Consider the following 23463-nt stretch of genomic DNA (forward strand, 5'->3'; position numbering starts at 1 on the left):
TTAATTTGCCGTAATAATTTCAATTTCATATTTTTATGAAGGTTTGGTGGTTAAAAAATCATCAATCAACCAAAACATACTTAAGTTGTCATCCGCCAAGAAGCCTGCTTAAGTGTTTCGGTAATCAAGCGCCAGTTTTTCTTTCCGAGAAACTGGCTTTTTTTAGGTAGAATTCATTTTGCTCATATTTACATTTAAAGATTAATTATTACTTTGTTGCTATCAATTTTATAAGAAAATTTGGAAGAAAAACTCAACCCATTCATTACCATTTCAAGGCTGGGATTGGAAAACCTACCACCGCTGTAGTATACCTTCTTTGTTCCTTTTATCTCAAACTCAACCCCATACCATTCCTGCAATTGGGTAAGCACTTCTTTAAGACTCCCTTTTTTTAAAATCAAAATATTATCTTTCCATCCAAAAATCTGCTCATATTCCAAATTTTTTATTATCATTTCCTTATTTTCCTTATTATAACTTACCATTTCATTCTTATGTAAAATAACACTACTGTCCACATCAGAGTTCTCTGCTGGAATTACTTCTACTTTCCCTTCCTCCACAGCAACATGTACGTTGTTATTTTCCGTTCTGCTATTCACATTAAATGAAGTGCCTAAAACCTTGGTCGTCACAAATCCGGACTTTACCAGAAATGGTAAGGATTTATTAGGGGTTACTTTAAAATATGCTTCTCCTTCCAATATAACTTCTCGGGTATTTCCAGAAAATTTTTCGGGAAATTTGATGTAACTATCTGAATTAACCTTTATCTCACTACCATCAGAGAGTCTAAAGGTCTTTTTCGCCCCTTTTGGAATATTGGCTTCAATAAACTTTATATGGTCACTCGATGTACCATTTTTTTGATTATATAAGAGAATAAAACCCAGAAGAGCTGCAATAAAAAATGTAATAACCGCTGCAAATCGTCCAAATCTAATTTTAAATTGATTCAAATTAGATAAATTTGTTTTTGAGCTGATAATGTTTGCATGTCTCGATTTTTTTCCATTTAATATATTTGAATGAACTGCTTGTATTTCTGAATCAGAAATTTCTTCTGTGTCAAATTTAAAAGACAACAGTATTTCTTTAGCTTCCTTTACCTCGTGTACTTTTGCAATGTGATTGGAAATAAATGAATTCCAAAAAATATTGGATTCCTCATTGGGATTTTTAACCCAATTTTGGAAATATTCGTCCTCTACAAAATCTAATACCTTATAACTACTGTATTTCATATCTTTAAATATGTTTTTATATCTTGGTAAACACCTGGTTCTGACATCTGATGCAAATATTTTTGAACCAAATTATTTCCCCCAAAAAAATTGTGGTTAAGCAATCTTCAATGCTTACAAAAAGCAAAATAGAATTTTATCATATTTATTTGATTGCACTCTCATTACATTTAAAGAGCGATAAATTAAGTTTCTTACCGATTTTACATTTGAAATATCCATAATTAAAGCAATTTCTTCATATCCAAGGTTTTCATAGAAATAATAAAAGATAGCCTCCCTCTGCCTTTTAGTAAGTAAATTTAGTGCCTCCTGGAGCACCTTTTTCTTTTCCTCATTCAATGCCTGGTTTACCATTTGGCGTTCCTGTGAAATGGATATTCTAAATTCATGAAATTCTTTTTTTTCTTTTGCAGACAAACGATTTTTTTGTTTTATGTAAGCCTGAACTCTTCTTCTCATGGATTTAAAAAGATAAGCTTTCAGATAAGTAATTTCCCCAAGATTTTTACAGTTTTCCCTTAGATAAATAAAAAAATCCTGGATTAAATCCTTTACTGTTTCCTTATCATTATAAAACTGGCTGCAATAATTGTATAAAGAGGTAAAAAATGTGAAATAAATATAATTAAATGCCCCTTCGTTTCCTGCCTGAAAAGCATTCCAAATTTCCTGGTCTGTTTTTCTGGAAAAAACATGGTAAAGACTATTTGTATTTTTTAGTTTAAATACCTTTTGATCTTCTAGATTTTCAATTTTGGTACTTTCCATTTTCATATATTAAACCAATGAGTGCAAAATAAAAAATATTGGTTTATATAAAGGATAACAAAATCTTTGGAATAACATCAAAAAAAATACTTTTTTTTCAAAAAACTTTTCGTTAAAAAATTTTAAATTATAAAATTTCTATTTTTTATAATAATATTTCTATTTTATGAACAAAATCTCCAAATTCACTAAGTCAATAAGAAATGCTTAAATCATTATATTCAGCCTTTTGATAAGATTATTCTGAATATGATTCCCCGAAAAATCCAATTTTTTCTCTCCGGTTTTTGGGGTTCATTAAAGCCCCAAAATACCCATGAAATTAAGCCTTTCAATAGAAGAAATCTGATAGTCTTAAAGCCACCAAAATAGCAAATTGCCAGGAATTTGGCATAATAAATAATCTGCTAGTTTCTGTATCTTAGCAGTGAAATCTGTGGAAAATCCGACTTTATTTTACACGTAAGATTACTTAACTTAGATTATTGAACAACATCCCCACGATATCCTTTAAAAGTAGTGAAGGCGCTACAGATATAGAATTTCTGCATTTGTCTGAGCTCTTTTCGAGAATAATTAATTCTCCAAATCATAATCCCAGAAGGCCGCATAGGCTCACTTTTTTTGCCTTATTAATTGTGACTGAGGGTTCAGGAGTACATCAGATTGATTTAAAAAAATATGCTATCCACAAAGGCTCAGTACTAAAAATTGCCAAGGGACAGGTACACGCTTTTCAAGAGGATTTGCAATACGATGGGTACCTTGTTGTATTTACAGAAGACTTTGTGTTAAAGTATTTTTCCAAATCTACCATCAAATTTATCTCCCATCTTTATAATTATCACATTTCAGACCCAATGGTTGAAGACAGCCCGTTTAATGACTCTTTTCTGGAACAGGTAACCCGGGAACTAAAAGGCAATAGTAAATATGCCCAAAAGGAAATAATAGCTAAAATGTTAGAGCTTTATTTACTGAGATTAGAACGGCAGGCCCACAGCACACGTGTTGAAAAATTCAACAATAATTACCACTCGATTTTCATAAAATTTAAGAATTTGGTAGAACACAACTTTGCCAAAACCAGAAATGTAAAGGATTATGCCAAACATCTGTCTATTTCTGCCAAGCACTTAAATGTGGTGGTACGAGATGTTACACTAAATACCGCCAAATCTTTTATTGACCAATATGTGATTTTGGAAATTAAAAGGGCCATCCTTAGCAGTGATACCAGCTTAAAGGAAATTGCTTACCAAATAGGCTTTGATGAAGTGACCAATTTCACTAAGTTTTTTAAAAAACATACCGGTTTTTCCCCTAAAGAATTCAAATCTACGCTTTAAACACTGGTTTCATATTTACCATTTTTTACTATTGATTTACCTTTATAGCTCTGACTACAACTCCTACTTTTGTAATGTGAATTAGTGAAATTTAACCATTTTAAAGCACCCCAATTTTTATGTCTAAAGCTTTCAGGTAATGGTATTTATTAAGTTTTAAACACAAAACAATAAAAAAATGAAAATAGCAGTCACTTCAGCCAGCGGACAATTGGGTTCCGCTATTGTCAAAGCGCTTATCCCGGAAATTGGTAAAGAAAATGTAATTGCCATTGCCCGGACTCCTGAGAAAGCCCGGCATTTGGATGTGGAAGTGAGAAAGGGTGATTATAACAATCGAGAAGATTATAATGAAGCTCTAAAAGGTGTAAATAAAGTATTATTGGTCTCAGGGATGGATGATCCTCAAAAACGCATCCAGCAACACCGAAATGTAATTGAAGCTTCAAAACAAAATGGTGTGCAAAAAATAGTGTATACCAGTATTATAGGAGATGAAGAAAAAACGGCATTTAAGCCAATTGTAAAAAGTAATCGAAAAACAGAGGATGACATCCGAAACTCAGGTTTGCAGTATGTAATTGGCAGAAACGGGATTTACATTGAACCCGATTTGGAATATATTGATACTTATGTAAAGACAGGTGGAATCACCAATTGTGCTGCAGAAGGGAAATGCACCTACACCAGTCGGGAAGAATTGGGTTTTGCATATGCACAAATGTTACTGAATGAGGCTCTCAACGGACAAACTTTGAATCTTGTAGGAGAAGCAATCACTCAGGCTCAATTGGCGACATATATCAATCAGGTATATCAAACTCATTTAAAATACACTGCCATTTCTGTGGAGGCATACCAAAAAGAAAGACAGGCAGCCTTAGGAGAATTTCTCGGAACCATCATTGCCGGAATTTATGAAGGCATTAGAAACGGAGCCAATAATGTACCTTCCGACTTTGAAAAGGCGGCAGGAAGAGCTCATCAGTCTCCTTTGACCATGATTGAAAATTATCATCAAAAGCACTCATAAAACATTCTACCAGTTATGCGTATCATTGAAAACCTGCTAAAATCAGTCGTTTTAGAGGAAGGTATAATAACCGAAAAAATAAAACTTTCTGAGGCTGCATTTAAAATTCGCTTAGAAAACAAAAACATTAGCAAAACCAATTTTGTTCCTGGTTCATTCTTAAGAATGGGTATCGGTATTGGCAATGACGAATTGTCTATGAAAGACAAAATCAGGAGCTACAGTGTATGGGATATCAATAAAGATGAAGGGTATTTGGATGTGGCTATTGCTACTCATAGTAATGGAATTGGGTCGCAATGGGTAAAAGATTGCCAGGTGGGTGATTCCGTTCATTTCAAATGGAAAAAAGGAAAATTTCTTGCCGATGATTCCGCAGATAGCTATTTATTGATAGGGGATCTGTCTGCACTTTCACATTTGTATATGATACACCGAAATATTGGCTATGGCAAACAGGTAGAAAGTATTTTATACAGTCAGGGAAAAAATGAATTGTTTGCCGATGTTGATGGGACTTTGCCCTTCAATTTTTACGAATTATCCCCAAACCCTGTAAAAGCCCTCACAGATAAGGTTAAGGAAATAGTCCCTGCTTTTAAGGGTAAGAAAATAGCATATATAGCCGGTGACAGTAGGATTTGTGTAGCCTTAAACCAATTTTTCAGAAAGGAATTACAATGGGAAACCAGGCAAATTAAAACTAAACCCTTCTGGAATCCTGAAAAGAAAGGACTGGAATAAAAATTAATTATCATCGGGGAAAAGAATGTCTCACTAAATGAGGCATGCTTTCCCGATATTTTTTCCAAAGGATACCACCATTAATATTGGTTTTGATTTTTCACAATACCATAAGACTTTCTTTTTAGAAAAGACTGGAAATGTTGAATGGGTTCCTGCCGTGCCTTTAGTTTTTATCTTAAAATATAGATTTAAGGCTCTGATATAAATTCATATTTAGCATTTGCCCGGATGTAAATAAGGCTTTCCTTTTCCCCCGGATTTGATACTCTATGTACTGCATTTCCTTTTGAACTGAAACTACTCCCGGTCTCTAAAGTCTTACTTTCAGATTCAACATTACTTGAATGATACACTGGGCTGCCCTGAATCACCACAGCTCGGAAAGATGCTGCATTACTTAATATTTTTCCTTTAAATCCAGCTGGTAGCTTCACCAGTGTCCCAAATAGCTCGTTTTCCTGCGGTTCCCCCCATAAAAAAGCAACCTTTGGCCCAAGAATAGTTTTTTTATCTGCATCCACCCAATTGAGGTTGGCCGCATCCAACCAGACAATATTTGATTGTTCTACATTAACTGGCTTTTCTCCATTGTCGAAAGCCTCTTCGGTAGGATGAACAAGATACGGCCCACTTTCAATCTCAATGTAGGCCATATTGATGTTACCCCTGGCTGATGTAATATGTCCTTCTCCTGCAGGCTGCGTCCAGAAAGAACCTGCAGGCATCCACATTTCTGCAGCCTCAGGATCATCATTATGAATTTGGCCGCTTATCACTACCCCCCTATAGGTGACATTATGAATATGTGGGGGAGATGAAAAGCCATCTGCAAACTTTACCAGAAAGCCAGTTGGTCCACTACCATTCCGATCTCCCCAGATTGTACCGGCTTGTGGGCTTTTATCGCCACGTGCTGGATTGAGCGGGCTCCACTCAATATCAGAGGCCAATACTATTTCTGTTTGCGAATCGGTAGTCGCTTCTTCTGGGGAAGTGTTTTCGTTTTTGCCCATAGGATAGCCACAAGCTGTTAAGAGGCCTATCCAGGTGATGATTACCAACTTATTTATTTTTGTTAATTCAGATTTCATTATATTTTTCCTTTGGATAAAAATGAGACATTACAAATCTGGCCTTTACACTTTAAAATTGGTAGTATCTATATTGGTAATGATTGTACCTGAATTGGTTTTTCTTTTTAAATTAATCCGATTTACCGGTTTTCTATTTGTTTTTGATATCCCTTATCCCTATGGTTGAATATTTAACCCCCCAAAAATACAATACGAGAACTCAAATCCCTGCCTGAACTATTTGAATTACAGAGAATTTGGGTGTTGAAAAACTGCTTAAAGGGCTATTAGGTCGGAAAGTTTTAAAAACACAAAAATAATAAGCAAACAACTCGTTTTATTAATTAAACCGCTGTAAATGAGTTAGTTATTAAAAATTCATAACTTTGTTTATGTTAAGTAGAGATGGTTTTCCAATTCCTTCGAGAATTTTCCTATTGGCCTGCAAAAATTAAATTTTTCTATTTGGGAGTTTCTCAATTTTAGTCTTCTAAGATTTGGTTAAGGTAAACAATTCAATGGACTTTCTTTTTCCTTTTAATTCGTTTATTCCTAAGGATTTTACCGCAAAAGCTTTATCCAATTCCAGTTCTTGTAGTAAATCTTTGGAAATCAAATTATCTACCTGGAAATCGTTACACAAACTCTGAATCCGTGAAGTCGTATTTAGTACGTCTCCGGTAAAGATTATTTCTTTTTTAATTGCTCCGATTTCCCCAGTAGTTACACGGCCAATATGGAATCCGGCTTTAAATGCAGGCAACAAACCAAACTTTTGAAAATATTTTTCCTCCTGTTTTTTCAGGTCAGCCTTCATATTATAAAAACATTGTACACAGTTATTGTTTTTTATCCCTTTTCCCAATTTCCAGGATACAATGATTTCATCCCCCACATATTGATAAATTTCACCCGAACAATTAATTATGGCCTCTGACAAATCCGCATAATAGGTTTTTAGCAATTCAAAATATTGAATATGTCCGATTTTTTCTGCAATACTGGTGGAAGATTTCATGTCCAAAAACATAAATATTCTTTTTTCCTCAATCGGTTGATGATATTTTCCAGTGAAAAAATTCAATAAAATGCCATGTCCGATATTTTCACTTATTTCCGCATAAAATAAGGAAATTACCAAAGCTGAAGCCAATTGGATATCAGTACTGATATGAGTATAACTCGTTAAATAAGCTAACAATTTCTCCCATACCCTGATATCTAACAAATTTGATTGAAGCTCCATACTTACTGCAATGGGAAAGGTAATGATGGTGATCAGGAATAGTAATAACGAATAAAATAAACTCTTGTAGATGATCTTTTTCAGAAAGCTTTTGTTTTCAAATATCCTGTTGATAAAAAGTAACTCAATAGTTCCTACAAGTAATCCAACAATCGTGATGGCCAGGCTGGAAAATACAAAAATTTCGAAATTCATTTCAATTACCGAAGTATTCTGCAAATCCATGTCTTGAAGTGCACCCCTTTCTACAACTAAGAAAACTAATCCCGATACTAACCAAATCAATCCAAAAGGAAGGATGCGGGAGGCGTTTCTTTTAAATTTAGGTGATAACATCCTTAAGAAAAACTTGTGTGTTAATTTAATAAATTAAAGATTTGTGTTTTTTAACTTAAATCTTTCGATTTTTAAAGATAAAACATTTGATGGAACAAAAGTCCATTGCCGTACTCCCTTTTGAAAATATAAGTTCTGACCCGGAAAATGAATATTTCTCTGATGGTATGACAGAAGAACTTATCAATGCATTGGGGAAAATAGGAGGCTTAAAAGTAACTGCACGGACCTCTTCTTTTGCCTTTAAGCATAAAAAAGAGGATGTTCGCATTATTGGCAATGAATTGGGTGTTTCCACAGTGCTGGAAGGCAGTATTCGGAAAGCCGGGAATAGAGTCAGAATCACCACACAACTTATCCGGACAGATAATGGCTTTCATATCTGGTCTGAAAATTTTGATCGAGAGTTGAATGATATTTTTGCCTTGCAAGATGAAATCAGTCTCTTAATTGCCGATAAAATCAGGGAGAATTTTGGGCATATGGATATCGATGAACATCTGATAGAACCTCCTACTCAAAACATTGAAGCATACACTTTGTTTTTGAAAGCCAGATACCATCATTTAAAATGGAATACTGAAGGTATAACCACTGCTATTCAAATCTATGGAGATTGTATCAGTAAAGAACCAAAATTTTCCCTTCCATATTTTGGATTAGGATACTGTTATTCTATGTCAGGTTCCTGGGGTGAAGATAAAAGTGAATTGCTGGAGGTAGCTGAAAATTATCTGAATGAAGGTTTATTGCTGGATCAGCAATCGTATCATGGTTTTTTTGGTTTGGCCACATTATATTTTTGGGGTAAATGGGATTTTGAAAAAGGACTGTTTTATTTTAAAAAAGCCTTGCAACTAAATCCCTCCTACACAGAAGCTGAAGAAGGTCTTGCTGAATTATATACCGCCATAGGAGATTTTAACAAAGGATTGGTGCATACTCAAAATATACTTAAAATCAATCCCTTATCCCCCAATCACTATTTTACAAAAGGTAATATATTGTTCCTCTCCAATAACTTTCAAGGAGCCTTGGAATGTATGGAATCAGCCCTGCGAATTGATCAGAATTTTTCTCATGCCATTGAATTAAAGCAATTGTGTTATATTAAATTAAAGGAGTATGAGAAATTAAATGATTTTTTATTAAAAAATCATCATCTGGCTGAACATCCCAATGCCTGCAGAGCCCTTTATCAACTGATCCATCAGGATGAAAATATTGATTTTGACCTTGCTTTAATTGGGCCTGTTTTTAATGAGAAAAAGGGTGTTACCTTGTTTCCCTGGCCTCTGTTTTTGCATGTGTATTTGGGAAATATAGAATTGGCATTGGATCTTTTGGAAGAAGCAATAAGAAAAAAGAGAGGTCAATACATTAATTTTATGAATTCCCCTCTTCTGACACCATTACACGGTCACGAACGGTTTAAATCACTAATTAAAGAGACCTTCAAGCCTGATATTCAACCAAAAGAAAAAGTGCAGATTCCGGCAGTGCAAAAAGAAGCAAACAGCTTGTTATCAGAAAGTGAAACAAGGCAATTTTCAGCACTATTACAGGAAATAATGGATAATGAAAAACCCTACTATAATTCCACTTTATCCTTGAGAAATTTGGCTGAACTAATAAATATTCATCCGAATAAATTATCCTGGCTACTCAATAAACAATTGGGGAAAAGTTTTAATGAATATATTAATTCCTATAGAATTGAAAGTTTTAAAACAATGGCCTTATCACCTGAAAACAACCACATGACCTTATTGGGATTGGCCTATGAATGTGGATTTAATTCAAAATCAGTTTTTAACGATTCTTTTAAAAAATCTACAGGGAAAACCCCTAAATTATGGTTAAAACAAAACCGAAAATAAGCACCTGGGCTCCACACCGGGTACAGAAAAGGCAATCTCTCTATCAGCCTTTTATGGCAAAATAATACACGGTTAATTCTGAATTACTACTTAAAAAATTGTCCTACTCCAAACCTGCAGAATAGCACTATTTTTTGAATTGGCAATTACCATTTTTTTGATAATGTGATTTCATATTCCAGAAAACCTCACTCACTTCTTAAAGATTTTACCGGGTTAGCAAAAGCCGCTTTTAATGATTGCCAGCTTATGGTCAATAAAGCAATTACCAAAGCCATAAAACCAGCCACAAAGTATATTTCTACACCTACTCCTACCTGATAGGCAAAACCTTCCAACCAACGATTCATGACATACCAGGAAACCGGAATGGAGATAAGCAAGGCAATAATAAAGAGTTTTATAAAACCTGCGGAAAGAAGCGTTACAATACTGCCTACGGAAGCGCCCAATACTTTTCTCACACCAATTTCCTTTGTCCGCTGACTCGTGGTGTAGGCTGTTAGGCCAAATAACCCTAAACAGGCAATAAGTATTGCAATTCCGGCAAAAACACTAAATAACTGACCAAAACGAACATCTGCTTTGTACTGTTTATTAAAAGTTTCGTCCAGAAAACTGTAAATGAAAGGACGATGCGGAACCAGAGCTGCCCAGGTTTTTTCCAAATCACTAAGTGTGGCCGGAATATTTTCCGATTTCACACGAATAGAAAACTTCCTCATACTGTATGGTTCGAAACGGAGAGACAAAGGTTCCACTTTGTTATGAAGGGACTGGTAATTGAAGTTTTTGACTACACCTATCACCATTCCCGATTTTCCCCATTGATCAAAGCGTTTCCCAATCATATCTTCAGGATTGTGATAACCCCACATTTTAGCTGCGGCTTCATTGAGGATTAGCGATTGTGCCGTATCATTTGGGAAATCTCTGGAAAATGCCCTTCCTGCAGCCATTTCAATCTTATAGTTGGGTATAAAATCCTGATCAATTTCATAAATTGTAGGTCCGTAGCTCACCATTTCCCCATCAGGACCTTCTATGGTGGTTCCTGCATTGGGTAAAAAATTCCCAGGAACTGCCCTTGAAGCAGCAATAGAAAGTACATTAGGATGATCGAGTATGGTGTTTTTAATGGTTTCAATTTGTTCCTGCACTCTTCCATCCCAGCCAAAATCCACAATTAGCATTTGTTCCTGATCAAAACCTAAATCGTGATTGCGGAGGTATTGTAATTGGGAGAAAACCACTGCGGTTCCTACCATAAGGGCAATGGAAAGACTAAATTGAAAAATCACCAAACCTTTTCTCAGGGCAGCACCACTTCCAGACGATTTGAAAGTACCTTTAAGTACTTTTGCCGGTTGAAAACCGACCAATAAAGTTGCAGGATAAATTCCAGCCAAAATACCAATAATCACTATCCCTGATAATAAATATACAATGGTCTCCCATTCCAATAAATTCTGATAAGAAATGGGTTTCCCGGTAAGGTCCTGGAGAATTGGAGAAAATAAAACTACCAATAGCACAGCCAAAACCGCAGCGAAAAGGGCAAGTAAAATGAACTCGGATAAGAACTGGCCCATTAAAGTCTGGCGATAAGCCCCAACCACTTTTCTAATTCCAACTTCTTTTGCCCTCTCCAATGAACGCGAAGTGGAAAGGTTGATAAAATTTATACAGGCAATTAATAAAATGAAAACAGCTATAGAAGAGAAAATGTAAAGGTTTTGTAAACTTCCGGTTTCCCCAGGTTGCCGGCCGGCCACCGAATGCAAATAGGCATCTGCCATGGGTTCGAAGGCTATGTCATAACCGGAATCTTCCCAATTTCCGGTATACTTTTCTACGAACTCCGGAACTTTACTTTTTAAGGAAACAATACTGGCATTGTCATTTAAAGTAAAGTAAGTATAGAAATCAACATAACCCCACCAGTCAAAAATTTCAGGTCTAAATCGCTTAAAAGTACTCATGGAAATCAACCCCTCAAATGTAAAATGGGAATTGGCCGGTACATTTTCCATTACACCAGTCACTTTCAAAACTTCGTTTTCCTCAATCTTTATCAATTTTCCGATTGGATCCTCTGCTCCAAAATATTTTTGAGCAATTTTCTCTGTAAGCACTATGGTAAATGGCTCATCCAGGGCTGTTTGCGGATCGCCTGCCAAAAATTTCCAGCTAAACATGTCAAATGCATTGGAATCGGCAAATACCATATTGTCCTCCTGAAAACGCTTATCCTCATATTCAAAAAGCATATTACTGGGGCTGGTAAACCTGAAATAACTCTTTACCTCAGGAAAATCATTTAAAAGTGCCGGCCCCGCAGGTGCGCAACCCCAAACCTGAAATTCTTCAGGAGAAGTAGGTTTACCTTTTTCCTCAAATGATTTGTAAGCATGCAACACCCGATAAATATTATCCAAATTCTGGTGGTATTTGTCGTAGGACAATTCATGTTTTACATACATGATAATCAACATGCAGCAGGCCATTCCCACACCAAGCCCCGAAATGTTAATAAACGAGTATAGTTTTTTATTAAAAATATGCCTCCAGGCTACTTTAAAATGATTTTGAAACATGGCTCTATTGATTAAGTTGTTCTCTGAAGTGATTGGTTTTATAAATTCAGGATGCAAGTGCCGAATGACCTGATAGTTAAAATTCCGCCTGGCTCTACCTGGAGAAGTTTCCCATTGCATTTCAAAAACTTCAATTAAATCACCTTCCAGTTCTTCCAGGTAATCTTCACGGCAAAACCACCGCAGGAAATTCAATGCGTATTTAGGAGGAGAGGGTTTCATTAGCTAAAAGAGATTTTGGGAATTTGCTGGTAAATTCGCGTTCTTAAGGCATATTGCTCATCCAACATACTTTTCCCCATGGCTGTAATGACATAAAACTTTTTCCTCCTGCCCCCTCTGTCTTTGGTAATGCCACCAAACCGGGATTTTACAAAACCCTTTTCATCCATGCGTTTTAAAGCTACATGCACCGCACTAATACTGATTTTTCTATCCAGTTGCTCCTCCAGGCTTTCCAAAATTGAAACACCATATGCCTGGTCATGTTGAGCTGCTACTGTGAGCAAGACTAATTCTTCAAACTCACCCAGTGTTGCACTTTTCATTCAATTTTTATTTACTTAACAAAAGTAAATGTAATGCATTATTTTCACTTTTGTTAAGTAAATATTTAAACCCCTATAATTTTTAGTTGACAGGTATTTTTAAAGGATTAGAGGCAGGCAATGATTTCCATGAAAATCCTGGTAATTCTAATAAAAGACTTCATTGGTACTTTACTGAACCATGATTGCAATTTTCAAAAATGAATAAAATTGATGTATTCAGGAAAAGATCAACCTATGCCTGTCTGCTTCCGTCAAATCCAATTTTCTCATGTTTTGATTAAAATAACTCCTGAAATGATGATAACTACCCCTAAAACCTTCTTCACTGTAATTGGCTCCAGTGGCATATTAAACCAGCCAAAATGTCCTGCGATTGCCGCAAAAATGAGCTGTCCGGACAAACCTAAAGTAACTGCAGTAGAAATTCCTAATTGGGGAATGATGTAATAAAATAAAGATACCGCCAGGAAACTTAATAACCCTCCTGTGAAATACATATACAATGGTATCTCCTTTAGCTGGTGCATACTTGGAAACTCTTTTACCGTGAGCAGTAAGGCAATAAATGTAAAGCTTGCACTCATGGTCAGTGCCGTGGTGGTGGCCAACAGGGAGTTGTCCAGTAAAATACCCAGTCGGGCATTTACTCCCCCCTGAATAACTACCATAATTCCTACCGAAAAGGAAAGGAGAAGCAATATAGGATGATTCATTGTCTTTTTATTTTACATTGATAGGAATAGCCAACGGACGCATGGGTGAGCCACTGGCGCCTTTCAATTTAAGCGAAGCGGCAATAAATGCAAACTCAAAAACTTTGTCTCGAGACAACTCCTCAAGAAACATTTGCTCCATAAACATCACTCCTTTTTCAGCGAGTAAATAGGTATGTACAGGTACCCAGTTATCTTCCCTTTCCGGGGGAAATGCTTCAAAACTGAGGTTATCTGCTCCCAAAAGCATAATGCCTTTTTCTTCCACCAGCCAATTAACTGCATCCAGACTAATTCCGGGAAAATTGTGGAGATATTCGGCTGCATTTTCATAATGACGCGCCTGGCCGGTCCGGATCAAAACCACATCTCCTTTATTCAATGTAGTACCCTGCTCATTCAGTGTCTGTTTTAAATCCTGAGCCGATATGCGGTAGTTCTCAGGGAGGGTCCCCTTGTAAGCTTCCACATCAATAAGTATACCCCTGGCAATAATTGGGGGTATTGTTTCAGCACCTGTTTTTTTCCATCCCTTGTCACCGAGATGCTTTTCGGGGGTGAAGCCATTCCATATTTTTCCATTTAATCCAAAATGATTGAGTGCATCTATATGCGTACCCATGTGGGTGTACATGGAAATGGCATCTCCTGTATAACTTACTTTTCGGTTCATCTCCTCTCCCAGCCCGTTGGGGTTGTCTACCACAGTTCCGTGAGGGGTATGGGTAAGCCAATATTGATAACCCGGATCTCCCAGGGAATGAAAACTTGGCATCCCCACAAAATACTCAACACTAAGGTCATAAGTTTTGCCTGTACTGATTTGGGACAATATTTGAAAACGGGTGTCCTCAGTCATCATATTCAAGGTGCCAATTTCATCTTGCGGACCCCAGGGACTTTTACCAACACTTTCCTTTTGTTGGGCCACTGTTGTTATTTGTATAGATAACAGTATCCAAAATAAAATCTTTAATTTTTTCATGATTTAGATATTTTAGTTTTGAGCAAATATCCAATCCATGATTACTGATTTCCTTAAGGTATCTTAAGAAAGGCTATGGCCAATATTTTTTCGAATAGTACTTAAGTGCTCGGGAGTGATTCCCAAATATGAAGCGATCATATACTGTGGGATCTGCTGTTCCATTGTTCTATACCGCTTCCTAAAATCAAAGTAACGTTCTTCAGCCGATAAACTCATCGCATGAATTGTGCGCTCCTGAAGTGCTACATATCCATGCTGCGTTTTTATTCTGAAAAACCGATCCATCATGTGAATTTCGTTAAATAACACATCTAGACGATCTCTGTGAATTTGTAGCACAACACTATCGGTTATCGCCTGCATAAAATAAGTAGCAGGTTTCCCGGTGAGGTAGGCATATAAATCATTCATCCACCATCCCTGAATACCAAATTGAAGAATATGTTCTTTCCCCGATTCATCAATATTAAAGAGCTTCAGGCAGCCTTTCACAATAAACCGCATATGATTGGAATATTCTCCTTTTTGAAGCAAAAACTGTTTTTTCCCGAGCGTAACTGGTTTGAAGGCATCCTTTATTAAATTCAACTCGCTTTCTTTTAGAGGAACCTGTTCTTTAATGTGTTGGATTAATATTTCATGCATCTTTACTTCATTAATTCAGCCAATAAGCCAAAAATTCACCAGAATTTCATCAAACAAAATATTTACGACAACAATTTACCTCCACCAGTGAATTTAGTTTATGGATTGGGGTTATCCAAAGGAAGAAAGATGCATTGAAACTGCCTTGCAAGCGGAAAAGGCGTTTTCCCGGGCTGAAGAATTTAATAGGTATGAATTGTGACCCGGGAATACGCTTTATTTATATTTCTACTCAGGTAAATACTGAAAATTGTATGTAACACTTAAACAGGCCATTCATCATGATATCCATTCTTCCACTTCCCGGCTTCCAGTTCTTCATCAGTGGCCAGGCATTGATCTAATTCTTTTGTAATTTGGGCTACATTCATTTCCTGACCAATGAAAACTAATTCATTTTTCCGATCTCCAAATGTTTTGTCCCAGTCCGATTCTATCATTTGCTGATTTTCAATGTAAGCTGTATATTCCATTCGTTGATTAAAATTCATACTGCTCCACCATACTCCTGCACTATTGGCTCGAAGTGAACCTCCGGCCTGGCTCCAGAGTAAGGCCTGGGCTGGTCGGGAAGCCAGCCAGAAAAGCCCTTTGCTTCGAATGATCGTAGCAGGAAAATTCCTTTGAATGTATTCCCAAAAACGGATTGGATCGAATGGTTTTTTGCTACGGTAAACAAAGGAAGAAATGCCATATTCTTCCGTTTCGGGTGTGTGGGCATCTTTTTCTAATTCCTCCTGCCAGCTTTCAGATTGCTCGGCTTCTTCAAAATTGAAAAGCCCGGTTTGAAGGATTTCGCCTGGTTTGATCTGCCCAAATGATGATTCAATGATTCTGGCTTTTGGATTGAGTTTCTGAAGTGTCGCTTTTAAGATTCCCAAAGAGGCTTTGTCCACCAAATCTGTCTTATTTAAAATAATTACATTGGCAAACTCAATTTGGTCGGTAAGCAGGTTTACAATAGTCCGGTAATCTCCTTCCATGTCGGTCAGGTTTCTGTCCATTAGCATATCCGGGCTTCCAAAGTCTTTAAAAAAGTTGAAAGCATCCACTACTGTGACCATACAATCCACATAACTGAACCTGGATAAGTCAATCCCATTTTCTTCATCCACAAAACTGAAGGTTTGGGCTACGGGAACTGGTTCACTAATTCCAGTACTTTCGATGAGCAGGTAATCGAAGCGATTTTCCTTTGCCAGGCGTTCTACTTCCAGCATCAAATCCTCCCGAAGGGTACAACAGATACAGCCATTACTCATTTCCACTAGTTTTTCTTCAGTTCGGGAAAGGGTATTTTCACTTTTTACCAGGTTTGCATCCACATTCACTTCACTCATATCATTCACAATCACAGCTACTTTCAACCCTTCCTTATTGTGTAAAATATGATTGAGCAGGGTAGTCTTTCCCGCTCCTAAAAAGCCACTCAATACCGTTACAGGCAGTTTTTTGATATTTACCATCTATTTCTATTCAAATAAAGTTTTTAATTGATTATTTTCAGTTATTCTTCTATCAGCTCACTATTTTCCAAAATAAAATTCATGTGATTAATATCTTCTACATTCAGCCGAAGTGTACCGATCACGGTAATTTTTTCATCTGTACCAAATCCTAAAGCTTCGTTCTCAAAAAAGATCTCGGCAACCGATTCAGGACCAGCTCCACCACAGAAATAACAACTGCTAAAAGGATATTTGGAAAGCACGATTACGGGTTCATCTCCATAGTCAAAAGGCATCACAAAACCCTTTAACTTCACTTGTTTCCCTTCCAGTTGTTTAATTTCCTCATCGAATTTCGGCACAAGCAGGTAATGTTGTTCCTTCTCCTGAAACTCCGGTTCGAATTTCACTTTGGCAAAAACCTTCCAGCCATTTGGCAGGTCATTTTTTTGAGCAGATAAAGGGGCAAGCGAAAACCCTGTAACCAACATTAAAGAAAGCATTAGGAGCCCGAATTTACATAGAGGAAATTCCCTTTTAAAAATTGAATATTTAGTGTTAATCATTTTTAAAAAAAGTTTCGGTTATTCATTGGTACAACATTGATCGTCAGCACACTTACAATATTTCCGGTTATATAAATGGAATATAATCAGACTTGCGGTAGGCAGGTAAATAACTTCTTCAGCCCAATGGAAAAGTTCAAGCTTTTCATTCATCAGGATGAAAAATAATATAAACCAACTGACGTAAAGTGCATATTTCACCCATAATTTGCTGGTTTTTTCCCCCGATTGATAAATAGCAATAAAGGATAAACCTAAAAAGATAATATCCAGGGAACTCCACCAGGAAGGACTATTGTGGCCATGATCTGATATGGTGGCATGGGCTACAAATAAAAAAGGAGTCGCCAGGCAGTGTACAAGGCATAGTCCACTTATAAGGGAGCCAAATATATCTGGTTTTTCATTTATTTTCTTTAGAACAATGGGCAAGTTTTTCATAGATTTCTATGGTTTGGAATTTCTTCTGAATTTGATTTTATCTTTTTTCCAAAGAGGATTGAGCAGGAAAGACTATATGCCTGTTAAATATTTTTTCAAATGCCCCTTTTTTCAATCCCCGGCCAATAAATACCAATTTACCCTCTCTTTTTTCCCCTTCTTTCCAGGGATCACCATCGGTAATCACAAAGGTGCTCCGAGCCGACTGAAGCACCACCCGGTTGGGATATTGGGGAAGGGCAATGATCCCTTTTACCCGATACACCTGATGCCGGTAAAGATTGACAATTCTGGTTAAATCCAGAGAAAGGTTGTCCAGGTTAAGCGGAAAAGGAAATGTTAGAGTGAAGGATGTTATCCCATGGGCATTATGTTTATGATCATGCTGATGGTCATGGTTGTGTTCATGTGCATGATCATGATGGAAATGATGCGGTTTGTCTTCCATCTGCCGAAGTTTTGTTGTGCCCGTTTTCATAATTTCAGGAACAGGGAACACGCCTTGTTTTCCGGTAAAAATTACAGCATGAGGGTTAATATTTTCCACAAGAGCCTGAACTTTGGGTACTGCTGTTTGAGATACCATATCAATTTTATTAATCAATATAGCATCTGCTAAAGCAACCTGTCGCAAAGCTTCATCTGTTTCCCGAAGCCACTCTTCCAACAATCCGGCATCGGTAAGACATATTACCTGCTCAAGATGAAAATATTTTTCTACCCGTGGGTCTTCCAGAAAAACCTGGATTATGGAGCTGGGATCTGCAATTCCGGTAGTTTCAATTACCAATCTGTCATACTGATCCTGTCTTTTACTGGCTTCACTCAGCACATCAAGTAATCCATCGGATAGGGAACAACATAAGCATCCGGCACTAAGCTCCACAATCTCCTCCACCCCATCCATTATAAGGCCTCCATCAATGTTGGTTTCCCCACATTCATTTTCAATGACCATGATCCGTTCTGGCAATAATGCTTTAATGAAATGATTCAAAAAAGTGGTTTTTCCTGCTCCCAAAAAACCTGTGATAATATGGACTGGTGTTTGTTTCATCTGCTGATACCTTTATTTATATTTATAAATCCTAGAAAAAATACTACTCCCGCACCCAGGGCAATCTTCCCCAGACCCAACCAAAGCGCAGCCCATTGTATTTCTTTTTTAGGCATTTCGAAAGTAGGCAGGTTGGAATAATCCTCCTGCAAAATAGGTTTGTCCCAGAACAACCTGGTAAAGTAAAAATCTGTTATTTTACCATGAAAATCAGCCAAAGCATCCTGAAAGTAAAGAAAGGTTTTCAGGTCTGTTTGGGCGATTTGGGTAAGAATATGCTGCATATTTACAGCGGGATTCAGCCAGTGAAACCTGTACGTCCAAACATTTCTATTGAGCACCTGAGCATTATAGTGATCAACCTCTTGTTGGCTGTTCATGTCTTTGAGAGTGGTGAAAGCCGCATAAGCTTTGGGAAGCATATTGCTTTTTATCAGACTATCGCTTCCAGCCAGTTCGGGTTTATGGGCAAGAAACTCCATAATTACCTCACGGGACTCTTCCTCCACATCCTCATTTTCCAGCCCTGTCCTGCGTGTAAGGCTGGCCAGAGAAGTACTGCTCATTGGATATTTCGTGGTGACTATTACATTGAGAATAGCTGGAACCACAATCAGGATTAAAAGCCAGCAACCAACAGCCGTAATTGCATTGAAAGAAGAACTTTTACGGAAACTGACAATTAAAAATATGAGCCCAAACCAAAATGCATTGTACACCACTACCCCAAAAAGCCAGGAAATGGCCGGAAGCAAATTCTCAGGTTTAAAGGGATTACCAGCAGAAAATAAACCGATTAAGGAAATCAGTAAGGCTAATCCGGTTATCAAAACAAAATAAAAACCCAGCCTGGTCAAAATAATCCTGCGGATACCTATGGGTTGGATTTGCAATAAAGGTAAAGTGCCATTCTCCTTGTCGGAGGAAAATAAGCCATAACAAAACGCAATAATGAGTAATGGAAAAAGATATACCATCACGAAAGAAAGATCGAAGTTACCAGCCATTAGATTAACCGGGTTTGCCAGTTCATTTTCAAAAAGCTGGTAGTGCAGACTCATGCCGGTAAGGCGGTAGTAATAACGAAACAGGTCTCGCTGACCAATAGCAAGAGAAGCATAATCATGCGGAAGTAAAATGGCATGGTAGCCATGCCGATACCAGGCGTAGGCGGGACGGGAGGCAATATCATGGGCACGCTCCTGTTCAAGTGTCTTCATTTCCTCAGTGAAGCTGGCCTGATAAGCAGAAAACTCGTTATGTTCTAAAGCTTTCACGGCCTGGATGGTCTGCCTTTGTTCATTGATCTCCGATTTTCCATAATAAATGGCATATAAACCAAACAAAAAAATTACAGCAAGCATGAGAAGCTGAAATCTGTTGCGGTAAAAAGTTTTCCACTCATAGCGGATGAGGGTTCGTGTTGATCTATCCATAAAGTGGTTTTAATTTTCTGTTGGTATAAAAAATAAGTAATAGTATAATTCCCAGCCAAAAGGCAAGTGAAATCACTTCTATCCAATAGTGCTTTAATAGCGCAAGGGCTGTAGGAGTTTGGTAAGAAAAATCTTCAACTTCAGCCCACAATTCACTTCCTGCCTTATATCCGTAAAACTCCCCATAATGAGAATTCTCAGCCATATCGTTATTCATTTTTCGCACCAGCTCTCTTCGGTAATCCTCCACCTCATCCTCAAAATGGATGAAAGTATGTGGATCTGTACCTGAGAGTGCCATGGAAAGATGTTGGACCGACAGAAAAGGATTGAAAAGGCTCGCCATGCTTCCCAATCTGTTTTGCTGCTGGAAAATCTTTCGAAGCTTCCCAAGGTGATAATCATATATCTTATTATTATATTCCTCTCCGGCCTGCATACTCACTCCTTCAAAATTAAAAGGAAGTTGTTGTACAGAATCCATCCCATATTTTTCCAGGTATTCCTTTTCAAGTCTGGCCATACGGATGGAACGGGTTGATTTTCCATCCAGACCGTTAGCCTTATCTTCCTCTATTGCAGCCTTGAATTCCCGCATAGAGGGAAGCTGGTACACATTCTCACTCAGGTTAACTACTGTTTTAGGCATCAGAATAGCCAGGAATATCCAACTTGAGAGTAAGGTCAAAAGCGCATTTCGTCCTGTTGATGAACATAAGGAAACCCACACTGAAAATGCAATAAAAAGAAACAGGTATACCCCATAAAGTAAAGCAAAGAGCAGTAGCCTGATAGCCACATCCGGAATAGCATCCTGCTGAAATTCACCTACAGAGATAAGCATTATGCCCATCAAAAAAGGAAAAAGAAAAACCGCCAGAATAGCTCCGTAAGCTAAGATTTTCCCCCATGTAAGGGTCTGAAAAGAAACCCCCTGACTCATCAGCAATTTGAGTGTACCACTTTCTCTTTCCCGGGTAAAGGACGCAAATGCCAAAAAAATTATCAGTAACGGCATTAAAATCTGCAAAACCAGTGCAGCACTAAGTTCACCAAACCGAATCATGCTACTGTGATCCTGGGCAGGACGGAACATAAATTCGTGCTGGTGATGTGCTTCCAGGTAAACTGAAGTTCCGGTGTAAGTATCCAAACCAAAGTCAAACAGGCTCAACACAGTTTTTGGCTTGAATACAAATGTTCCATAATGAGCGGCAATATGGGGATGCTTATCCCCCTGATTCAACCATTCCTGCCGTTTCACTTCCTGTGTTTGAGTGATGATCGTTTGTTGTTGCTCGTAATTGAGATACCCGGCAAATAGAGACAATCCCAGTAAAAGTACAATAATCCCCCCTAATGCCAGTACCAGCTTTTCGCGGAGGGCTGTTTTTATCTCTTTCCAGGCAATTAGTGAAATCAGACGCATTAGTTATACATGTGTTTTAGGTATAATTTTTCCAAATCCTGAAAGCTCACTTCATCCGATGCAAACCGCTCTATAAGTACACCCTCCTTCATTATTCCAATGTGGGTCCCGGTAACTTTGGCACGAAAAAGATCATGTGTAGCCATTAAAGTGGCTACACCTTTTTCCTTCATATCCAACAATAATTCTGAAAACTCATTACTTGCTTTTGGGTCCAGACCTGAGGTAGGTTCATCCAGCAACAAAACGCTGGCTTCCCGTGCCCGTGCCAGGGCTATACCAACCTTTTGTCGCATCCCTTTTGAATAGCTGCTTACCCTTTTATGGATAAAGTCAGGCTGTAATCCAGACTGATACAGCAAAGTTTCCAACTGCTCTTTATCATACTTTTTGTTGCCTACTCCGCAAAAGAAATCAAGGTTTTCCAATCCGGTCAGGTTAGGATACAACATCAAATTTTCAGGGATGTAGGAAAGTAATTGCTTGGTTTCCTTCCCATACTGCGTTACATCCAGTGAATTAATGCTGGCTTCACCCTCAGTCGGTTCTATAAAGTTGAGAAACAGGTTAATAGTAGTGGATTTCCCTGCACCATTCGCCCCCAGCAGACAGAAAATCTCTCCATCTTTCACTAATAGATCCAGTCCATTGAGGGCAGTAAATGAACCGTATTTCTTGGTAAGGTTTGTGGCTTTTAGCATATCTCAATCTAATTTTTCCAAACCAGTGATGTTACCACCAGAAGAAGTGAAAGATTTACTTGAAGTATTGGAGGACACATCAAACTCATATACAGCATTTTCATCATTGGTTGCAATGGTGAAAAACAGATTTTTATCCTCCTGTTCATGAATAATCATTTTCCTACTGCCATAGGTTGTGGGGAGACCAGGCACATCTCCTTTGCTTGACTTATCATTCAAGTCAACCTCTACATATTTGAATTGAGGCTGATTGGTAAGGTATTCCCAAAAGTCAGTTTCGTCCTGTACATTGGCGGTAAATGTTCGTCCACCAGAAGTGTGATAAATGCCATAGCAAATATTTCCTACAACAGATTCAAGATCAAAGAAATAGTCAGGATCAAAATCAGTTTGTCCATTTTTTATGCGGAGTATACCACTTGGGCTTTTTCCTCCGGCCTGAGTAGTACCTAAAGCCTGTACAAAAATATCTCCGCTGGCATCCTGGATCATACCGGCATTAGGGGCCTGTCCTCCAAAAACCATCCCTGTACGACCATCTGCAATGACTTTTTCAACCTGATTGGTGTTTAAATCTATTACTGCTACAAATGCTGAGTCATTAACTGGGGCAAAGTTTTGCTCATAATGAACCCCCATGAATAATTTTCCATCCCTTTCCATCATATCCAGGTAATAAGTCCGGGTAGCCTCCGGGAATCTTTGTGTCACCGTGCTTAGGGAAACTTCATCCGTAATCCGCATCGTGGTCGGATCAAAAATAATCAGCTTCGATATTCCTCCGGCAACTGTTCCATAGGCTACATGCTCACTCTTAAAATAAAGCGTTGAGAAAGTATTGGCACCAGGCACTACAATTCTTTCTTCTTCCTGCGGAATAGAATCACTTTGAACTGTATATTTCACCAAATTAGCCGGAGCTCCAAAAGGAGTGGCAAACAAGGCTCCATCAAATGAAAAGGTATTTGAACTTCCAGTTAGCTCCACCGCATTATCATTCCCTATGGCAGAAAAGCCAAGGTCATTAACCCATTGAATATAGGTAGTGACATCCGGCCATGCACCACTTAAAGTTGAAACCACATAGCCTGATTTTATGGTGGGTGTATCCTCAACCGGCTCAGGATTATCATCATCAGCGCAACCTGTAAATAAGCCTATGATAGCCAACATTATTACACTGGCAAAAAGTAGTGTTTTCTTCAT

21 protein-coding genes are annotated in these 23463 nt (G+C 37.8%); 4 read left to right on the forward strand and 17 right to left on the reverse strand.

The genetic code is table 11. The features are described from left to right. Positions 1 to 194 precede the first annotated feature (194 nt). Together A3EM_RS0136430 and A3EM_RS44780 are read right to left on the reverse strand one after the other, a co-directional pair. Positions 195 to 1247 (reverse strand): FecR family protein, encoded by a 1053-nt coding sequence (locus A3EM_RS0136430; RefSeq protein WP_020533184.1) that lies wholly within the window; start codon positions 1245 to 1247, stop codon positions 195 to 197. A gap of 114 nt (positions 1248 to 1361) precedes the next feature. Then, complete coding sequence (locus A3EM_RS44780; RefSeq protein ID WP_157638258.1) at positions 1362 to 2018, reverse strand: RNA polymerase sigma factor; 657 nt, start codon at positions 2016 to 2018, stop codon at positions 1362 to 1364. Between the two features lie 485 nt (positions 2019 to 2503). Here A3EM_RS44780 and A3EM_RS0136440 point away from each other — a divergent pair, with 485 nt between their 5' ends. The 3 genes from A3EM_RS0136440 (at position 2504) to A3EM_RS0136450 (ending at position 5144) form a co-directional block, all read left to right on the forward strand. After that, positions 2504 to 3367, forward strand: a complete 864-nt coding sequence (locus A3EM_RS0136440; RefSeq protein ID WP_020533186.1) for an AraC family transcriptional regulator — start codon at positions 2504 to 2506, stop codon at positions 3365 to 3367. 178 nt (positions 3368 to 3545) lie between these two features. Next, on the forward strand, positions 3546 to 4400 hold the full coding sequence (locus A3EM_RS0136445) for an NAD(P)H-binding protein (protein ID WP_020533187.1): 855 nt from the start codon (positions 3546 to 3548) through the stop codon (positions 4398 to 4400). A 15-nt stretch (positions 4401 to 4415) separates the two neighbouring features. Then, positions 4416 to 5144, forward strand: coding sequence for an SIP domain-containing protein (locus tag A3EM_RS0136450; protein ID WP_020533188.1), 729 nt, complete (start codon positions 4416 to 4418; stop codon positions 5142 to 5144). Between the two features lie 191 nt (positions 5145 to 5335). On the opposite strand, the gene A3EM_RS0136460 is transcribed toward A3EM_RS0136450, so the two are convergent. Together A3EM_RS0136460 and A3EM_RS0136470 are read right to left on the reverse strand one after the other, a co-directional pair. Continuing rightward, positions 5336 to 6238 carry a DUF4437 domain-containing protein gene (locus A3EM_RS0136460; RefSeq protein ID WP_020533190.1) on the reverse strand — a complete coding sequence of 301 codons (903 nt, stop codon included), beginning with the start codon at positions 6236 to 6238 and terminating at the stop codon, positions 5336 to 5338. A 472-nt stretch (positions 6239 to 6710) separates the two neighbouring features. Further along, positions 6711 to 7802 (reverse strand): adenylate/guanylate cyclase domain-containing protein, encoded by a 1092-nt coding sequence (locus A3EM_RS0136470; RefSeq protein ID WP_020533192.1) that lies wholly within the window; start codon positions 7800 to 7802, stop codon positions 6711 to 6713. Between the two features lie 89 nt (positions 7803 to 7891). Between A3EM_RS0136470 and A3EM_RS0136475 the strand changes: the two genes are divergently transcribed. Beyond that, positions 7892 to 9682, forward strand: a complete 1791-nt coding sequence (locus A3EM_RS0136475; protein ID WP_020533193.1) for a helix-turn-helix domain-containing protein — start codon at positions 7892 to 7894, stop codon at positions 9680 to 9682. A gap of 188 nt (positions 9683 to 9870) precedes the next feature. On the opposite strand, the gene A3EM_RS0136480 is transcribed toward A3EM_RS0136475, so the two are convergent. The 13 genes from A3EM_RS0136480 to A3EM_RS0136550 all read right to left on the reverse strand — a co-directional run bounded on the left by A3EM_RS0136480 (position 9871) and on the right by A3EM_RS0136550 (position 23463). Continuing rightward, complete coding sequence (locus A3EM_RS0136480) at positions 9871 to 12501, reverse strand: ABC transporter permease (RefSeq protein WP_020533194.1); 2631 nt, start codon at positions 12499 to 12501, stop codon at positions 9871 to 9873. After that, positions 12501 to 12827: a PadR family transcriptional regulator gene (locus tag A3EM_RS0136485; protein ID WP_020533195.1), complete on the reverse strand. Its 327-nt coding sequence runs from the start codon at positions 12825 to 12827 to the stop codon at positions 12501 to 12503. The genes A3EM_RS0136480 and A3EM_RS0136485 overlap by 1 nt, the downstream gene beginning before the upstream one ends. Before the next feature lie 269 nt (positions 12828 to 13096). Further along, positions 13097 to 13543, reverse strand: coding sequence for a DMT family transporter (locus A3EM_RS0136495; RefSeq protein ID WP_020533197.1), 447 nt, complete (start codon positions 13541 to 13543; stop codon positions 13097 to 13099). Between the two features lie 7 nt (positions 13544 to 13550). Next, positions 13551 to 14528 (reverse strand): cyclase family protein, encoded by a 978-nt coding sequence (locus tag A3EM_RS0136500; protein WP_020533198.1) that lies wholly within the window; start codon positions 14526 to 14528, stop codon positions 13551 to 13553. Positions 14529 to 14591: 63 nt separating this feature from the next. Beyond that, positions 14592 to 15176 (reverse strand): Crp/Fnr family transcriptional regulator, encoded by a 585-nt coding sequence (locus A3EM_RS0136505; protein ID WP_020533199.1) that lies wholly within the window; start codon positions 15174 to 15176, stop codon positions 14592 to 14594. A 263-nt stretch (positions 15177 to 15439) separates the two neighbouring features. Then, complete coding sequence (locus A3EM_RS0136515; protein ID WP_020533201.1) at positions 15440 to 16642, reverse strand: GTP-binding protein; 1203 nt, start codon at positions 16640 to 16642, stop codon at positions 15440 to 15442. Between the two features lie 41 nt (positions 16643 to 16683). Continuing rightward, positions 16684 to 17190 carry a hypothetical protein gene (locus A3EM_RS0136520; RefSeq protein ID WP_020533202.1) on the reverse strand — a complete coding sequence of 169 codons (507 nt, stop codon included), beginning with the start codon at positions 17188 to 17190 and terminating at the stop codon, positions 16684 to 16686. A gap of 18 nt (positions 17191 to 17208) precedes the next feature. After that, the gene (locus A3EM_RS0136525; protein WP_020533203.1) at positions 17209 to 17631 is read right to left on the reverse strand and encodes a MerC domain-containing protein; all 423 of its coding nucleotides are present in this window, start codon (positions 17629 to 17631) and stop codon (positions 17209 to 17211) included. Between the two features lie 37 nt (positions 17632 to 17668). Continuing rightward, complete coding sequence (locus A3EM_RS0136530) at positions 17669 to 18688, reverse strand: CobW family GTP-binding protein (protein ID WP_020533204.1); 1020 nt, start codon at positions 18686 to 18688, stop codon at positions 17669 to 17671. Continuing rightward, positions 18685 to 20124 (reverse strand): DUF3526 domain-containing protein, encoded by a 1440-nt coding sequence (locus A3EM_RS0136535; RefSeq protein WP_020533205.1) that lies wholly within the window; start codon positions 20122 to 20124, stop codon positions 18685 to 18687. The genes A3EM_RS0136530 and A3EM_RS0136535 overlap by 4 nt, the downstream gene beginning before the upstream one ends. Next, entirely contained in the window at positions 20117 to 21553 is a 1437-nt protein-coding gene (locus A3EM_RS0136540) for an ABC transporter permease (protein WP_020533206.1), read from the reverse strand. The genes A3EM_RS0136535 and A3EM_RS0136540 overlap by 8 nt, the downstream gene beginning before the upstream one ends. Beyond that, entirely contained in the window at positions 21553 to 22254 is a 702-nt protein-coding gene (locus A3EM_RS0136545) for an ABC transporter ATP-binding protein (protein WP_020533207.1), read from the reverse strand. The genes A3EM_RS0136540 and A3EM_RS0136545 overlap by 1 nt, the downstream gene beginning before the upstream one ends. Before the next feature lie 3 nt (positions 22255 to 22257). Further along, positions 22258 to 23463 carry a DUF4374 domain-containing protein gene (locus A3EM_RS0136550; RefSeq protein ID WP_157638259.1) on the reverse strand — a complete coding sequence of 402 codons (1206 nt, stop codon included), beginning with the start codon at positions 23461 to 23463 and terminating at the stop codon, positions 22258 to 22260.

This window comes from Flexithrix dorotheae DSM 6795 (genome assembly GCF_000379765.1).
Lineage (GTDB): Bacteria > Bacteroidota > Bacteroidia > Cytophagales > Flammeovirgaceae > Flexithrix > Flexithrix dorotheae.

Coding starts and splice junctions, on each gene's coding strand:
- A3EM_RS0136495 (WP_020533197.1), bottom strand. CDS start 13,543: ATGAATCATCCTATATTGCTTCTCCTTTCCTTTTCGGTAGGAATTATG.
- A3EM_RS0136535 (WP_020533205.1), bottom strand. CDS start 20,124: ATGGATAGATCAACACGAACCCTCATCCGCTATGAGTGGAAAACTTTT.
- A3EM_RS0136500 (WP_020533198.1), bottom strand. CDS start 14,528: ATGAAAAAATTAAAGATTTTATTTTGGATACTGTTATCTATACAAATA.
- A3EM_RS44780 (WP_157638258.1), bottom strand. CDS start 2,018: ATGGAAAGTACCAAAATTGAAAATCTAGAAGATCAAAAGGTATTTAAA.
- A3EM_RS0136480 (WP_020533194.1), bottom strand. CDS start 12,501: ATGAAACCCTCTCCTCCTAAATACGCATTGAATTTCCTGCGGTGGTTT.
- A3EM_RS0136515 (WP_020533201.1), bottom strand. CDS start 16,642: ATGGTAAATATCAAAAAACTGCCTGTAACGGTATTGAGTGGCTTTTTA.
- A3EM_RS0136505 (WP_020533199.1), bottom strand. CDS start 15,176: ATGCATGAAATATTAATCCAACACATTAAAGAACAGGTTCCTCTAAAA.
- A3EM_RS0136460 (WP_020533190.1), bottom strand. CDS start 6,238: ATGAAATCTGAATTAACAAAAATAAATAAGTTGGTAATCATCACCTGG.
- A3EM_RS0136470 (WP_020533192.1), bottom strand. CDS start 7,802: ATGTTATCACCTAAATTTAAAAGAAACGCCTCCCGCATCCTTCCTTTT.
- A3EM_RS0136530 (WP_020533204.1), bottom strand. CDS start 18,688: ATGAAACAAACACCAGTCCATATTATCACAGGTTTTTTGGGAGCAGGA.
- A3EM_RS0136525 (WP_020533203.1), bottom strand. CDS start 17,631: ATGAAAAACTTGCCCATTGTTCTAAAGAAAATAAATGAAAAACCAGAT.
- A3EM_RS0136485 (WP_020533195.1), bottom strand. CDS start 12,827: ATGAAAAGTGCAACACTGGGTGAGTTTGAAGAATTAGTCTTGCTCACA.
- A3EM_RS0136445 (WP_020533187.1), top strand. CDS start 3,546: ATGAAAATAGCAGTCACTTCAGCCAGCGGACAATTGGGTTCCGCTATT.
- A3EM_RS0136550 (WP_157638259.1), bottom strand. CDS start 23,463: ATGAAGAAAACACTACTTTTTGCCAGTGTAATAATGTTGGCTATCATA.
- A3EM_RS0136540 (WP_020533206.1), bottom strand. CDS start 21,553: ATGCGTCTGATTTCACTAATTGCCTGGAAAGAGATAAAAACAGCCCTC.
- A3EM_RS0136520 (WP_020533202.1), bottom strand. CDS start 17,190: ATGATTAACACTAAATATTCAATTTTTAAAAGGGAATTTCCTCTATGT.
- A3EM_RS0136545 (WP_020533207.1), bottom strand. CDS start 22,254: ATGCTAAAAGCCACAAACCTTACCAAGAAATACGGTTCATTTACTGCC.
- A3EM_RS0136450 (WP_020533188.1), top strand. CDS start 4,416: ATGCGTATCATTGAAAACCTGCTAAAATCAGTCGTTTTAGAGGAAGGT.
- A3EM_RS0136430 (WP_020533184.1), bottom strand. CDS start 1,247: ATGAAATACAGTAGTTATAAGGTATTAGATTTTGTAGAGGACGAATAT.
- A3EM_RS0136475 (WP_020533193.1), top strand. CDS start 7,892: ATGGAACAAAAGTCCATTGCCGTACTCCCTTTTGAAAATATAAGTTCT.